8 protein-coding genes and 1 pseudogene are annotated in these 15,519 nt (G+C 53.7%); 2 read left to right on the top strand and 7 right to left on the bottom strand.

The features are described from left to right. Positions 1-15: 15 nt before the first annotated feature. From ABLU73_RS10525 to cspF, 3 genes are all read right to left on the bottom strand, one after another. Positions 16-8,598: a glucoamylase family protein gene (locus tag ABLU73_RS10525; RefSeq protein WP_348850183.1), complete on the bottom strand. Its 8,583-nt coding sequence runs from the start codon at positions 8,596-8,598 to the stop codon at positions 16-18. A gap of 156 nt (positions 8,599-8,754) precedes the next feature. Beyond that, entirely contained in the window at positions 8,755-8,925 is a 171-nt protein-coding gene (locus ABLU73_RS10530) for a YnfU family zinc-binding protein (RefSeq protein ID WP_306305617.1), read from the bottom strand. 75 nt (positions 8,926-9,000) lie between these two features. After that, positions 9,001-9,213: a cold shock-like protein CspF gene (gene cspF / locus ABLU73_RS10535; protein ID WP_071787615.1), complete on the bottom strand. Its 213-nt coding sequence runs from the start codon at positions 9,211-9,213 to the stop codon at positions 9,001-9,003. A gap of 280 nt (positions 9,214-9,493) precedes the next feature. Between cspF and ABLU73_RS10540 the strand changes: the two genes are divergently transcribed. After that, the gene (locus tag ABLU73_RS10540) at positions 9,494-9,712 is read left to right on the top strand and encodes a cold shock domain-containing protein (protein WP_023279058.1); all 219 of its coding nucleotides are present in this window, start codon (positions 9,494-9,496) and stop codon (positions 9,710-9,712) included. A gap of 330 nt (positions 9,713-10,042) precedes the next feature. Beyond that, a complete protein-coding gene (locus ABLU73_RS10545; protein WP_071787616.1) occupies positions 10,043-10,270 on the top strand; it encodes a hypothetical protein in 228 nt (75 codons plus the stop codon). 565 nt (positions 10,271-10,835) lie between these two features. Here ABLU73_RS10545 and ABLU73_RS10550 read toward each other — a convergent pair. The 4 genes and pseudogenes from ABLU73_RS10550 to ABLU73_RS10565 all read right to left on the bottom strand — a co-directional run bounded on the left by ABLU73_RS10550 (position 10,836) and on the right by ABLU73_RS10565 (position 15,415). Then, positions 10,836-11,337 (bottom strand): annotated as a pseudogene (locus ABLU73_RS10550) (SOS response-associated peptidase family protein). 229 nt (positions 11,338-11,566) lie between these two features. Further along, positions 11,567-12,532 (bottom strand): putrescine export ABC transporter permease SapB, encoded by a 966-nt coding sequence (gene sapB, locus ABLU73_RS10555; protein ID WP_017900865.1) that lies wholly within the window; start codon positions 12,530-12,532, stop codon positions 11,567-11,569. Beyond that, positions 12,529-14,172 (bottom strand): ABC transporter substrate-binding protein SapA, encoded by a 1,644-nt coding sequence (gene sapA, locus ABLU73_RS10560; protein ID WP_069603619.1) that lies wholly within the window; start codon positions 14,170-14,172, stop codon positions 12,529-12,531. The genes sapB and sapA overlap by 4 nt, the downstream gene beginning before the upstream one ends. Positions 14,173-14,506: 334 nt before the next feature. Then, positions 14,507-15,415, bottom strand: coding sequence for an SDR family oxidoreductase (locus tag ABLU73_RS10565; RefSeq protein ID WP_074195239.1), 909 nt, complete (start codon positions 15,413-15,415; stop codon positions 14,507-14,509). Between the last annotated feature and the right edge of the window lie 104 nt (positions 15,416-15,519).

A 15,519-nucleotide genomic window follows, 5' to 3' on the forward strand; every position in this document is an offset into this window, starting at 1 on the left:
CCTCCGGGCTCAGTGTCAGTTCTGAATGATCTCAACCGTATGGTTTTGTCCATCATCCTTCAGCGGTATTCTGTCATCAGGGAGGAGAACACCATCCAGTGTCACGCAATATTCTGCATCGCCGCGTGAAACACTAATCTGATAATGGCTTTCACCATATTGATATGCCATAGAAAAAGACGACCACTCATCCGGTAACCGGGCATGAACACTAAACTCAGTGCCGGAACGTTTTATCCCCAGTAATTCCTCGGTAAGTAAACGCCAGGCCCAGCCTGCGGAACCGGTATACCAGCTCCACCCTGCACGTCCGGTATGGGGAGCGACGCTGTAGACATCAGCACTCATGACATAAGGCTCAGCTTTATAAATCCCGACAGAGTCCGCATTCAGGGTATGATTTATAGGGTTGAGCATTGACCAGAGTTGCCAGGCTCGTCCGGCATTCCCCATTCGGGCAAAGGCCATCACTGCCCAGATGGCGCCATGCGTATACTGCCCTCCGTTTTCCCGCACGCCGGGCAGGTACCCCTGTATGTAGCCCGGATTTGGACCGTGTCCGTCGAAAGGAGGCGTTAACAGTTTGATCAGCCCTCCTTCGTTATCCACAAGATGCTTATCCAGCGCCTGCATGGCCTTTGCGCACCGTCCCGGGCTCGCGGCGCCGGACAATACAGACCAGCTCTGCGCAATCGCATCAATCCGGCAGTCCTGTGAGGTTTTCGATCCCAGGGGAGTACCATCGTCAAAATACCCGCGCCGGTACCATTCCCCATCCCAGGCGTGGGCTTCGAGATTACTTTGCAGGCGCAGAGCCTGTGAACGGCACATCGCGGCGACGCTTTCATCCAGCCTGCGCTCCGCCAGCGCTGCAAACCGCTGCAAAATGTCGTACAGGAAGAAGCCCAGCCAGACGCTTTCACCTTTGCCTTCGATACCCACCCGGTTCATCCCGTCATTCCAGTCACCAGCCCCCATCAGCGGCAGGCCATGCTCCCCGAAGCGAAGTCCATAGTGAATAGCTTTGACGCAGTGTAACCAGAGTGTCTCTTCGGTGCCGCTGATGACCGGCGTGTCATAGACAGACTCTTCACCAGGCTGAAGCGAGCGTCCCTCCAGATAAGGAATGCGTATTTCCAGTGCATCCATATCCCCCGTCGTTTCAACATAGTGGCAAACAGCAAGCGGCAGCCAAAGATAGTCATCGGAACAGCGGGTACGCACACCGTTGCCGTGTGGCGGGTGCCACCAGTGCTGCACATCCCCCTCGATAAACTGCCGTGATGCACAGAGTATTATCTGTTCACGCATCCGGTCCGGAGCAGCGTGGCTCAGAGCCAGCGTATCCTGCAGCTGATCGCGAAAACCAAATGCACCGCCAGACTGATAGTAGCCACTCCGGGCCATAAGACGGCAGGCGACCGTCTGATACAACAGCCAGCCATTAACCAGTAAATTTACGGACGTGTCGGGGGTGTTAACTACGATTTTATCGAGAACATTGTGCCAGTGATTATGAATCCGGTTCAGCTCCTGGCGGACCGTATCCTCGTTCATGTAGCGGGCCAGCGTCTCCTGAGCACAAACATCATTCTCCTCTGCGCCGAGGATAAAAATAAACGTCCTCTGGTCCCCGTCAATTAATGTAACCGCCGATTGCACCGCTCCGCAGGGATCCAGACCGGCCCCCGTCTTACCAGAAAGCTTTTGCAGTTTCATAGCCGAAGGGGCGTGAAGGGAACCATTACGGCCAATAAACTCCCGTCGGTCCCCTGTCAGAGAACAGTCATTACCGCTGACGGCAAAAAATGTAGTTCGGCCGCCACCATTATCACCATAAAAGTTATTCGCAAGTATCCCGCAGCCGCCGGGCGTTCTGGCCACATGTGTCACAATGTGAGGGGCTGAGCGCGTTCGTGTTTCTCCGAGCGTCCACTCTACATAGCCTGTGACGGAAAGTTGACGTGTCCGTCCCGAAGAGTTACTGAGCGTCAGGAGCACCAGTTTAACCGGATCTTCTTCAGCAACCAGGACCGTCAACTCGCTGTCTATACCACTCTCACGATGGGCAAAAACGCTGTAGCCAAAACCATGGCGGGTCAGGTAATCACCGTGTCCGCGAACAGGTAAAGCCGTCGGCGACCAGCACTCCCCGTTCTCTTCATCGCGCAGGTAAAATGCCTCGCCGCTGCGATCGCTCACCGGATCGTTCTCCCACGGCGTCAACCGGTATTCATGGGCATTCTCATACCAGGTATAGGCCTGCCCTGCCTCTGAGATCACACTGCCAAAACGAGAATTTGCCAGTATGTTCGACCAGGGAGCCGGTGTAAGCGCATTTTCCCGAAGGACGATCTGATACTCCCGCCCATCCTGAGAAAATCCACCGTACCCATTGAAATGGCATAACTGACTGGTATCAGGGCTCCAGTCAGTATGTTGATTACGCTCGCGCACAGCACGCGGAATGAATGCCCTTGCCGGCGATTTCAGGGTATGAATACGCTGGTTAAGCTGCTCATTAATACCCCCTGCGCGGTCATCAAGATAAAGACAGGCCACGCTCATCAAAAGCAACTTATCCTCAGCGGAGAGATGCTCACCGTTGCGGACAAAAAGCCCTCCCTTTTTATCCAGCAGACTGGCTTCAGACCCGGCATAAATTAACTCCATAATCTGATTTTGTAATCCCTGCTGGTAGCCGCCGGGGCTGTTATTCAGGATAACTAAATCAACATCCAGCCCTTTCTGTCTCCAGTAACGGTGTGCCTGAATCAGTGTGGTCACTGAGGTGATACTTTCCTCGCTGGTTATACTCAGCAGCACTATCGGCAGATCCCCTGAAATTGCCCAGCCCCACAGTCCGGACTGGCCACGCCGGTTGCGGCCGATCGCCTGGCCTTCGGCGCGCAGCTCCTGGACAGGGTAAAGCACAGCGCTGGCGAGACTATTGAACAACGTGGCATCATCTTCACTGGCGTTCATCTGGCGCAATACCACCAGACTGTGAGACCAGGCCAGTTCAAAGATGCGATCGGCGATAGGGTAATCGCGATATTTCTCCAGCAACGCCAGGCTCTGCTGACGGGTCTCGCTGATGCCATAAATGATATCAATCGTAACCGGCTGCCCCGGCTGCAGAATGATGGCGTTGCGAATTGCCAGTATCGGATCCAGCACCGAGCCCGACGTGTTGCCTAGCATCCCTCCCGTCTCTATTGCCTGTGCATTCGCAGGGTTTCTGCCACGTCCAATAAACCTTGCCCTGTCCGTTTCAAACGACACGTTATGTCGGTTATCGCCGTGCACCACCATCATGTGAAACAGGCAAGGGCCCGGTTCATCCGGTGAGCGCGGGCGCCGGTGGCAAAGAATAGCGTCACGCTCAGGAGCCAGCTCAGTCTGAATAAACAAATTGCTGAATGCCGGGTGTGCCAGATCGCTGGCATCAGGTGCCAGTACCACTTCAGCATAGGTTGTCAGCTCCAGAGAGCGAGGCTTGCGACCACGATGAATCAGTGTGAGCCGTCGCAATTCAACATCATCCTCCGGAGAGATCACCACCTGAGTTTTGACGCTGAGTCCCCCTAAGCTGCGTCTGAATTCTGCCCCCGCATCGGTGAACAACACTTCCTCGTCTTGTCCGCTGGTGCAGCCTGTTGGTTGCCAGGTATTGCTCCACACATCTCCCGTCTGGGTATCGCGGATGTAGCAGAATGCTCCCCAGTTATCACGGGTGGTATCACTGCGCCAGCGCGTTAGTGCAATATCATTCCAGCGACTGTAACCACCGCCGCCCGCGGTCAACATCAGATGATAATGGCCGTTGGACAGGAGTTGAATATCCGGGGCGGGGGTATCCACGCTATAGAAAATACGGGGTTCATAGCGAACGGGTTTGACCCTGCCCTCATGAGATTCAAAATGACGGCGCGGACTGTACAGATCGACCGCATCCGGCACGCGCTCCTGTAACAGCAGACTCGCTGACCGGAATACCGTGCTGGACATAAAGCGTTCAGTCATGGGGGCGTCAAGCAGCACATGAGCCAGCGCCTGAAATGCCATACCCTGGTGATGCGCCATCCAGGACTGTACCACCGCATAGAGCTGACCGGTTGCAAGACGTGAGGGGGTATAGTCCAGCGCTTCATAAAAACCGTATTCTCCGCGTGCACCATTTTTTTGCAGCCTGAACAGGTTCTCACAGGCTCTCTGTGGGGAAACCATCAGCGCCAGCAGCGTGGCGTAAGGCGCAACAACCATGTCATCGGCAAGTCCCCTGCGCAGACCGAGCCCCGGTACGCCAAATGCCTGATACTGATAATTATGCTGAACATCAAAAGCATGATAGCCAGATTCTGAAACACCCCATGGTACCCCGCGTTCTTTCCCCCAGTGAATTTGGCGCATAACCGCCGACTGACTCATTTCATCGAGCAGGCTGCCGGGCCAGGTGGGCATCACCAGATTCGGCATCAGATATTCAAACATGGATCCGCTCCATGACATCAGGGCAGTTTCATTATCAATCGTGGTAAACAATCGACCCAGCGCGTACCAGCTTTTAAGAGGCAGCTGATTAGTCGCAATGGCAAGAAAACTGGTCAGGCGGATTTCAGACGGCAGGAGATCGTAGTGGCTCTTGTCAGGCATATTGGTGTCACAGTTATAACCGACGCTGAGCAGACTGGTTGCTTCACTGTACAGAAAGGCGAAATCCATCCGGGCTTGCTCATCCAGCCGCTGTTCCAGCTCGGTGATAATATTGAGTCGCATTCGGGCCTGCTCCGCCACTGATGCCGGAGGCGTTCCTGTACCGGTTAATGTCGGACGGGCAAGCTCGCTCAGCGTCGGCAGCGTCTGTTCATTCCAGGATGCAGGTAACCAGCCAAGCAACAGAGACCACTCATGGCAAAGCTGAACCAGTTGATGCTCCAGATGTCCAGCCCAGCGCATCTGAAGAGGAGATCCCTGATGACATGCGCTGGTCAGATGGTTGCACTGGGTGCGCATGCTTTTCAGTTCGCTGAAAAACGCCTGCGGAGTGAGCGACATCGCATTCAGGCAATGCTTGCGCAGCAATCTCAGGCTGTCAGGTGGGTTCTTACCCCACTGTTTTTCCAGAATATCCAGCGTATCGTTCAGTCCTGCCAGTATCTGTTGGCTGTTTAAAACAGGCTGAAGACGCATGGCGGACAGGCCTGCACGCAGGGTCAACAAATGCCCGGCCATGTTGCCGCTGTCGACGCTTGAGATATAGCGTGGACTGAGGGGGACCAGCGTACGGGTGTCATACCAGTTGTAGAGATGGCCCCGGTAGTGCTCCATTTTATCCAGCGTGTCGAGCGTGAGCGACACGCGCCGGAGCACCTCTCCGCCGGGCAGGTAGCCAAAGTCCCATGCCGTCAGGTTAGCCATAAGGGAAAGACCAATATTGGTAGGAGAAGTTCGGTGTGCCACCGTCGGTTGTGGTATTTCCTGATAATTATCAGGCGGAAGCCAGTTCTCTTTTTCTGTGGCAAAGGTTTCAAAAAATGCCCAGATTTCACGACTTGTCTGGCGTAACAGCTGTTTTTGTTCCTGAGTTGGCGAAAAAACCTTACGCACGGGCTGGCGACTCAGCCAGCTCATCAGCAGCGGGGCCACACACCATACCAAACCGATCGGTAACGCAATCCACAGCAGCTGGGGGGCAAATTGTCCGGTCAGTATTGTCAGCGCCACGCCACCGGCAACGTTCAGCCACATCGCCTGATAAAAACGTGCAACAGTGGGTCTGGCCTGACTGCTGTCCTGGCTGTGGCTGACCCACTGGCTGAGGTGACGCCTGCTGATCCCCAGTCGCCATAGCGTCACGGCGATCGCTTTCAGCGAATATCCGGCTTCGTGCGGCAGTATCGCAAAATTAAGGCTGATACCTGACAGACGCTTTAGCGCGCCCGCCCCCACCAGTAACAGATGCGGCTTCACGCGGCGACGCAGAGGTTTATGCAGAAGGTCGTGGCTAATGCAGAGGATGGCTGGCAACAGCCATATCAGCAACAGTATGCCCAGCCAGTAAACCGGATTGGGTACCCAAAGCAGAGTGAAGAACAGCAATACCAGTAAGGAGGGGGCGACCAGACTGCGACGTAGATTATCGAGTAATTTCCAGTAAGAAAGTGCGGTCAGCGGATTCCTGACCCGGGTTCCATCGGCTTTTCTGACGCGTGGTTTTAGCCAGTTAAGCAGTTGCCAGTCACCCCGGATCCAGCGTGAACGTCGTGCAACATCCGACAGATAATTATTAGGGTACTGTTCATACAGTAATACCTCGCTCAGCAGACCCGAACGTGCATAGCATCCTTCGAGAAGATCATGGCTGAGAACCAGATTTTCCGGGCAGGTATTGGCAGTGGCCTGCATAAAAATGTCAACATCGTAAATCCCTTTGCCCACAAACGATCCTTCCCCAAAGAGATCCTGATAGATATCCGAAGACATCATAGAATAGGGGTTATTACCCGGTATGCTGCTGCGCAGGGCGGCGTAACGCCCCTGACCGTTACGTGGTATCTCCTCCGCAAGACCGGGTTGTAAAATACCAAATCCTTTGACCACCCTCTGGCGTACCGGATCATACTCTGGCGTATTCAACGGATGGGCCATCGCCGCGACCAGTTTGTGAGCCGTATCGCGCGGCAACACCGTATCACTGTCCAGGGTAATGACGTATTTAATGTGATCCGGTAAAAGGTGGGCCGGCATGTCTGCAACGCTGACGAATTGCGTTCCCGGATGGCGCAACCAGCTGTTCAGCAACGCCAGTTTTCCCCGCTTGCGTTCGTAGCCCATCCACATTCCTTCCGAGGGGTTCCATTCAGGCTGACGATGTAACAGATAAAAACGTGGTCGACCGGAGGGGTAGCGCCGATTCAGCGCCTGCGTATCAGCGATAGCCTGTCTGAGCAGCGCGTGACTTTCCGGCGAGGGTTCATTTTCAGAATCTGCAAAATCAGTGAGCAGCGCGAACCTGAGATTTTCGTTTTCATTCCCCAACCAGCAAACTTCAAGACTGGTGAGGAGCTGGCTGAAACTTTCGCGGCTGGTCAACATGCAGGGAATGACTAACATAGTGGCACTGTCAGCGGGAATACCGGCTGAAAAATCCATCCCCGGCAAGGGGCGAGGAACGCGAAAACGGGTGGTTGCGTCACTGAGTAAATCACTCATTAACTGAGTTAAAGCGATAACCAGAGGTAATATCACCGCGATTAACAACCAACCTGCGCCCTGCATGGCAGTTTCGTGCAATATTGCCGCGGTCGCTGCGGTTGTCAACAACGCCAGGCTGCCAAGCCATGACAGCAGGGTTATTCTGTTGAAACTGTGCCGCAAGCGTATGAGTCTTGAGGTGTCTGCCAGAAGATGTATATCCAGTGCCTGTCGACCTTCGCCGGCGAGATAATAACCAATATGATGTTCCGGTGTATTGGGGGCTTTTTCCTCTGAAAGCGCCAGCACCCTGTCAGCAACCTCAGGCTCGCTGAGCCCACTGTCTCTGGCCAGGACCTCAACTACGTGCCGGTAATAATCCCGGGTATTGAAGTGCATCCGGGGATAGATACCGGCAGGATCATTGCTTAATGCCTGTTCGACGACGCTTATCGTTTCGGCGAAATCAGCCCAGTCCGTTTCACCCAGTAATCGCAGACCTGCGATGCTGTTACTGACAGACAGCTGGCTGGCGGCAAGCTGTTGATTGAAGTTATTTATGAGAATGTCAGTGGTGACTCCCTGTTCCCGAAGGCACTGATCAACCCAGGTAAGAGGTAACGACAGCGCGTTGCCGTGCCCCTGCAGACGCCGCACCAGTTCTGCGACAAACGCGCTGGATAACGGAGGACGGGAGCGCGCCAAATCGGCAACCACCATAATTAAATCACCAGGCGCACTCTCTGCACATTCGAAAATCCTGGTTATCCACGTATCTGCCAGGTTTCTGTCCTGTTGCGCTTTTATCACTTCCATACTGATACGACGAAGATTTTCAATCAGCGCCAGGCGCAGCATTCCCGGTAATGCCCAGATTTCACCTAGTGTCAGCGGCGTCACCTGTTGATAGGCAGCGAGATAGCTGGTCAGACTGGTGGCATCCCAGCGGCCATCACCGTGAGCAATGGCCTCTGATGCGATATGATAAATTCTTGGGCAATTCAGCGGCGACATCAGCGACGGGAGACCTTTACCAAAACTTTTCGGCAAGTGCTGGCGGACGGTACGGATTTGTTCCTCAATCAGATAATAATTGTCCAGCAACCACTCCCCGGCGGGCATGATACTGGTCTTTTTACCTGCATTAAGCTCATAGCAGTTTTGGGTGATAACGGCCTCATTGTCGCCAAGCCGTTTCAGAAGATAATAGGGATGTTTATCCGGTGATACTTTATGGGTCCGCGCCAGCTTCTGACCATAGCGTTCCATCTGGGCAGTCGAAAAGAGTTCTGACCGCGGAGTGCTTTCGCTTGCAGGATCGTTCGCCGAAAACGTTACGTTTTCGGCAGCATTCACCGGAATACGGGAGCGGTTAAACCACGCTCTGGGGTTCATTTTCATAGCATTGCTCTGATGCGACATTAGCGCGCAGGAGCAGTTGCGAAATCAGTTCAGAAACGTTCTCTCAGGATGGGCGTAAGGCATCAGGGATTTAACAGCTGCTGGGATTTAACTTAAGTATAGACGATGGTTCTGTCCACGGTGGATCAGTTGATACTAGCGCCGTGAGATAAACAGGGCTTTACACCGAGGGCAAAGCATGGCCTGATTGCGCCGGATTTTTGCCATCGGTTGAACTGATTTGAAACCACAAACAGTGCAGACAACAGTGGCAGTAGATGCACCGCTGAAGAATTTCATTGCGTAATTGATAATAGACATAACCATTAACCTTTCAATGAATGAACTTCACCGTATCACATATGGTTAAGTTTTAATCTGTTTATTTTGAGACCCTGAAATTCAGGAGAGGTAAATGTTCGCAGCCACAGGCCCTCTGGGACCATTGATCCGACAGAATTCTATGCGGCTTCCTGGGATGAGTAATTCTGATTCGCGGGAGTTAACGGCTGAAATGTGAAGCAGAACGTCTTTTCGTCCATCAGATGGGATGATGAGGCCTTTACCACTGAGAATGTCAAAGCTTTTGACAATGCCTGTCATTTTATGGGACAAGTCAAATCCTTATTGAAAACACGTAAAGACTATACATTCAAAATAGTATATTGCCACATTTAATTTTCCTGCAGGACTTCTGGATGGCTAAAAAAATAATTTGCTTATATCGATTCCCTGTGCCTTAATGAATCCTGTTAGTTCAATGTACAAACGAACGTTAAACATTTTCTGGTCAGTCCTCATTACCAGGTGCTATCGCTGATATCCCCTCTTTTTGAGTCATACCTTTAATACTATACGTTTACTATTAATACTATCATGTATAACGGGAGTCAGTATGTCTACAAGAATTAAAGGTTTGGTAAAATGGTTTAACGAAGATAAAGGTTTTGGTTTCATTTCACCTCTTGACGGAAGCAAGGATGTCTTCGTCCATTTCTCCGCGCTCCATGGTGAGAATTTCAATACCTTATTTGAAGGGCAGAAAGTTGAGTTCGCCATGCAGAGTGGTGAAAAAGGGCCTGCTGCTACAAACGTAATACTTTGCGATAAATGAAGATTTGTGGGCCTGCGACAACGATGAAGGATTATTCCTGAGTAGACAGGTCCATACATTAAATCAGAGAAAGTCGGTTATTTTTAATATCAGGTCAACATGTTTTTCGCAATTATGAGTGTGCTGACCGATGTGATGAAGTGCAGGGCTGCTGCATGAAAGCATGAAAGCATGAAAGCAGAAGCTAACTGATTGTTAAATAATAAAATATGTAAGAGTCGAGGCTGCCTTCGAAATCATCACGTCCCTGATTGTATTTTAATGGCATTGTCATTTAACATCACTGATAGAAGAGAGTGACGGGAAAGACTAACAGAATTATGGTGGCATATGATAAAAGTACTCGTTTTCTTTAATACCGAATCCTGTAAAGTCATGACCGTTCCTGAGGGGACATCCTCAATCAGACAGGAATACCCAAACGGTGAAGAAACACATCTACAGATTATGTCTGCAGGCTTTCCTTCATTAACCGGTGATCATGATGTTATTTACGTAGCCTCTGACAGACAGTTAATGTCACAGGAAATTCTCGATGCGTCCCGGAAATATTTATAGCATTTTCGTTATGTTCTCTGCTTCAAATTTAATTGCGTATTTACCCTATTTATCAGAAGCGAACAAGAAATGAGTTAAAATCTTTGTGGCTTGCTAATAGCAGGCCTTTTTTTACATGTTCATTTTTAATAATCGTTCTCATATAAGGAAGTCACTCTTTGTGCACTGACAAAATGCAGATATCTTTCTAACCTGATGACTTTGCTGCTGGAATGTTCATCATGCACGACTGAAGCCGCGAGTCATGGGGGGATACCTAAATATTTACCGGGAGGAACCCGGCATCATATTGATACATCCAGACAATGCAGCAAGGGCTTTTTCACCGGATATTCCATTTTCTGACCCAGTAAGTTATTATCGAAAAATTATTATTTATTTCCGCTTTCGGCATTAGGCGCACGTCTGGCTATGTGCATTTGATTGCCTCAATCAATTATTTCCCTGATTTTTCACATTTTTTTACGGCGCGCGTCACTGCATGCTAGATAAATTTGTCTGCGGGCACGGTGCCATCCGCAGCTAACTCCTCTGACTCTTTCCCTCCAATGTCCTGCCTCATCCATTATCTTGCTGCTTCTGGCGACAGTACCAGAGGCTGGTGGTCGTGGATATCTATTAGACCTTTTTCTGTTGCTGCGGTGACGATCAGAAAGCCTTCTGTTTCGTCTCCACGTTCAAATGGTGTGCTTCCGATTGCCGCCATGAATATCGGCTGGCCATCGGCGCGATGGATAAAGTAGAGTGGGTTGCTTCTTGTCACCTTCTTTCTTCCATTCGAAGCCCCCATCAGCAAAGCAGATCGCCCGGCCATGTTGCCATAGCGGCTTAAACATCCTGCCGGTGACCACAGTTTCAACACGCGCGTTAATCAGTGGAGCCTTATCCCACCACCAGGGCGCATAACCCCAGAAGACAGGATCGATATGCAATTGTTCGCCGCGTTCGCTCAGAAGCAAAACTTTGGTACCGGGCGCGACGTTATATCGACTAATCGGCGCCGGGTCATATGCAATGTCACGATCGGCATCATCTGCAAGGTAGGACAGATAATCTTCACGGGTCATTGACTGAGAAAAGCGTCAGCACATATCAACCTCCAGTGGTCAGACTGGAAGTATAGAAGGTGTGGAGGAAACGTAGGAAGGGAACTCCGACAGCCATCTAACTGATGACTGTCGGAGATGACGTCAAAAACAATGTGTACAAAATTGTGTATTAAAATCAGAAAAATCGCACAATTGAAAAAATTTAACTCATTGCTTTTAATTGATAAAATTATTTAGTTTGTAGCTACTATCGTAGGGCATACCATTCCTTATGTTTCAGTGGGTTAGCCATGGCACCGAGAATATCGGAAATCACGTTGACAATAATCACCAGCGCGCCAATCACCATTACTCCGGCGGAGATCGCCGCGTAGTCCTGCTGACGAATGGCGTTGATCAGCCAGCGGCCCAGTCCGGGCCAGCTGAACACCATCTCGGTGATCATCGCCAGGGTGAGCATGGTGGAAAACTGCAGGCCGAGGCGCGGGATCACCGGCGGCAGGGCGTTGTGCAGCACGTGGCGCAGTAGAATTTTGCGTCGCGACACGCCGCGGGTGGCGGCCGCCTTGACGTAGTTGGTGTCATAGACCTCGCTGGTGCTAATGCGCATCAGGCGGATCACTTCGGTAGTAGGGGCTACCGCCAGGGTCAGCACCGGCAGCACCATATGCCGGGCGGCGCTGACGATCATCTCATGGCGCCACGGTGAGTCCGAAAGCCAGGCGTCGATCAGCGCGAAACCGGTGACGTTTTTCACCTCATACAGCAGGTCGAAGCGGCCGGAGACCGGAAGCCAGCCGAGGGTCAGGGAGAAGAAGAGGGTCAGGAGCAGCGCGAGCCAGAAGACCGGGATCGAAAAACCGACCAGCGCAACGGCGCTGATCAGGGTATCGGGCCATTTGTTGCGCATCACGCCGGCGATCATCCCCACCGGAATGCCAATCAGCAGGGCAAAGCCGAAGGCGAGGATGCACAGCTCCATGGTCGCCGGGAACACCTCGCGCAACTGCTCGGAAATCAGCTGGCCGTTGATGCTGGAGACGCCAAAATCCCAGTGTAGTACCCCTTCAAACCAGAACAGCCACGCATTCCACAGGGTCGCGCCCTGCAGCGGGGCATGGGGGGTGAAGTAGCTCAGGCTGAAGCCGACAAAGGTCAGAAAAAAGAGGGTGACCAACAGCAGCAGCAGACGGCGCAGGGTAAAAATAATCATGGTTTTTTCACCTCTTCGGTTTTCTCCCGCGATACGCCAGCGAAGGAAGCGTTACCGAAGGGGCTAAGCACCAGACCTTTCATATCATAGCGATAGGCCTGCAACCGCAGCGACGAGGCCAGCGGCAGGACCGGCAGTTCACGGGCGAGGATGCGCTGGGCCTCTTTGTAAGCGTCCATCCGCGAGGAGAGCTGTTGCGAGAGCAGCGCTTTTTGCAGCACGTCATCAAATTCCCGGTTACACCAGTGGGCAAAGTTGGTTTGCGAGGCGATCGCCGCGCAGCTCAGCAGCGGCCGGAAAAAACTGTCCGGATCGTTACTGTCCGTCGCCCAGCCGGAGAGCGTCAGGTCATGGTTCATGTCCATCAGCCGCGCCTCCTGGAAGCGCCCCTCCACCGGCATGATGATTACTTTGACGCCAATCTGCGCCATATCCGCCTGGATCAGCTCGGCTGTTTTCAACGGGCTGGGGTTCCACGCCTGCGAGCTGGTGGGAACCCACAGCTTGAGGGTAAGATTTTCCAGCCCCAGCGCCTTCAGACGAGCACGAGCCTCCTGGGGATTATATTCGGTAATCTTAGCGTCGTTATCGTAGGCCCAGGAGGCGCGCGGCAGCATCGACGCCGCCGTCTCCGCGGTGCCGTAGTAGATGGATTGCATCAGGCGCTGGTTGTTGATGGCCAGCGCCAGCGCGTGGCGTACCTCCGGGTTGTCCAGCGGCGGCTTGGCGGTGTTGAAGGCCAGCCAGGCAATGTTCATCCCCGGACGCAGCGTCAGGCGCAGGCGCGGGTCGTCACGCAGGATCGTCAACTGGCTGGCGGCCGGCCAGGCCAGCACGTCGCATTCGCCGGTCAGCAGTTTTGACAGGCGGCCGGTACCGCCGGAGCCGAGGTCGACCACCACCTGCGGCATCAACGGTTTGCCGCGCCAGTAGCCGGAGTGGCGCTGAAGGCGAACATACTGTCCGGAGCGGTACTCGGACAACTGGAACGGGCCGGTGCCCACCGGCTGGCGATCGAGCTGTTCCTGACGATCGTCCTGCGTTAAGCGGGCGGCATATTCGGCAGAGGTAATCGACGCATAGTGGGTGGCAAGATGCCAGAGGAATGAGGCATCCGGCCGCTTGAGGCGAAATTCCACGGTCTGATTATCGAGCTTGCGGACGCTTTCCACGCTGTCGGCAAACTGCAGGCTGTCGAAGTAGGGGAAGCTGCTGCCGTTGACGTTGTGCCAAGGGTGATCGCGGTTAAAGATGCGGCCAAAGGTAAAGATCACGTCATCGGCGTTGAAATCCCGCGTCGGGGAGAACCATGCCGTGCGTTGAAACGGGACGTGGCGACGCAGGTGAAAACGGTAGGTGGCGCCGTTATCAAGGACTTCCCAGCTCTCCGCCAGCTCGGGGACCAGCCGATAGGTATAAGGGTCGACGTCAAGCAGGCGATCGTAGATCTGCGCAGCCAGCGTATCGACGATCAGTCCGCTGCTCACTTTCTGCGGATTAAAGGTATTCACCTGGCCGCTGACGCAATAGACGAAACCGCTGTCGCGAATATCGGCGCGGTCGGGGAGCGCAGGGGCGGCAAAAGCCTGCCCACACAGCAGGGAAACCGCTGCCAGGAGAGATGACAATTTCAGGCGCATATTTTCTGTTTGATTATAGAGTTGAACTCTATCTTATTAAGATTCATAGACATTCACCACCGCCTTCAACAAGCCTGAGGGATAATGCGGTTACCGGGGGCGTATAGTATTCAGTCAATTGATTAAAATAGTCGCGGAACCGAGTCTGTATAATGAAACATGGTAACTTTTTATCGCCGATATCGCCAGTCAGCTCTGTTTGGCCGCGGTTGACCGGACGGTGGAAGCGACGCTAACGCCGAGGATAAATTCAGTATAGCGGGGAGAAAGCAGATGGTCCGACGGGCGGCTAACCCTACCCGTCGGATGTAATAAAGGAGCGGAACGTCTTTGCTTATTGTGACAACGTCACTTTTTGGTAATCCATATTCCGTAAGTCCTCCAGCAGCCCGGGGCCGACCGGCTGCCACTGCAATCGCTCGCGGGTCCATGCCGAGCTGGCGCGCAGCTCAAGGGTGGTAAAGGGGGCAAACCAGCCGAACCAGGCGTCGGCCTGCGTCTCATCCAACTGGGTCAGCGGCAGATTTAAACCCCGGGCGATGACTGCGGCGATCTCTCGTAACGCGATCCCCTCTTCAGCCACCGCATGGTAGCGTTCGCCCGCAGCGCCCTGCAGCAGGGCGCTGACGTACAGGCGCGCGACGTCATCGACATGGGCGGCGGACCAGCGGTTGTTCCCCTCGCCGCGCAAGGCCACCGCGCCGCTGGCGACCGCGCGCTCGATATAGCAGGTCAGCAGCCCCTGGCGCACGGTGTCATGCACCTGCGGCAGGCGAACCACCCGGACGTCCACTCCCGCCTCCAGCAGCTGCTGGCCGGCGAGCTCTGAAGCGGTGCGCGGGCTGGGGTGCGCTGCGTTAAAGCACGACTCGCGGGCCGGGGCGCCGCTCCCGTCGTCGCCCATCAGCGTGCCGGAGGTAATGACCAGCGGCCGCGCGCTGCCGCGCAGCGCCTGGCCCATGGTCAGGATCGCCTGGCGGTCTTTCTCGCAGTTGGCGGCAAAGCGGCTGAAGTCGTGGTCGAAAGCGGTATGGATCACCGCGTCGGCGCGCTCGACGCCCGCCAGCAGCGAATCGGGGGCATCCAGCGTGCCGCGATGCACCTCGACGCCTGCCGCTTCCAGGGCCTGCGCCGTAGCGTCGCTGCGCGCGAGGCCGATAACCTGATGACCCGACGCCTGCAGCGCCGGAAGAATACGCGAGCCGATAAATCCGCTCGCACCGGTAAGAAATATACGCATCATGAACCTCCTGAACGGGTTTTCAGGCGTATCCTACCCACGATGTCATACTATAAAAGTAGAGACATTATCGGGGTATAAATTCTAACAGGCAGACTCACAGGCAG

The sequence above is a fragment of the Klebsiella sp. GG_Kp175 genome (assembly GCF_040062325.1).
GTDB lineage: Bacteria > Pseudomonadota > Gammaproteobacteria > Enterobacterales > Enterobacteriaceae > Klebsiella > Klebsiella quasipneumoniae.

Coding starts and splice junctions, on each gene's coding strand:
- ABLU73_RS10525 (WP_348850183.1), bottom strand. CDS start 8,598: ATGAAAATGAACCCCAGAGCGTGGTTTAACCGCTCCCGTATTCCGGTG.
- ABLU73_RS10530 (WP_306305617.1), bottom strand. CDS start 8,925: ATGGTTATGTCTATTATCAATTACGCAATGAAATTCTTCAGCGGTGCA.
- ABLU73_RS10540 (WP_023279058.1), top strand. CDS start 9,494: ATGTCTACAAGAATTAAAGGTTTGGTAAAATGGTTTAACGAAGATAAA.
- ABLU73_RS10545 (WP_071787616.1), top strand. CDS start 10,043: ATGATAAAAGTACTCGTTTTCTTTAATACCGAATCCTGTAAAGTCATG.
- sapB (WP_017900865.1), bottom strand. CDS start 12,532: ATGATTATTTTTACCCTGCGCCGTCTGCTGCTGCTGTTGGTCACCCTC.
- sapA (WP_069603619.1), bottom strand. CDS start 14,172: ATGCGCCTGAAATTGTCATCTCTCCTGGCAGCGGTTTCCCTGCTGTGT.
- ABLU73_RS10565 (WP_074195239.1), bottom strand. CDS start 15,415: ATGATGCGTATATTTCTTACCGGTGCGAGCGGATTTATCGGCTCGCGT.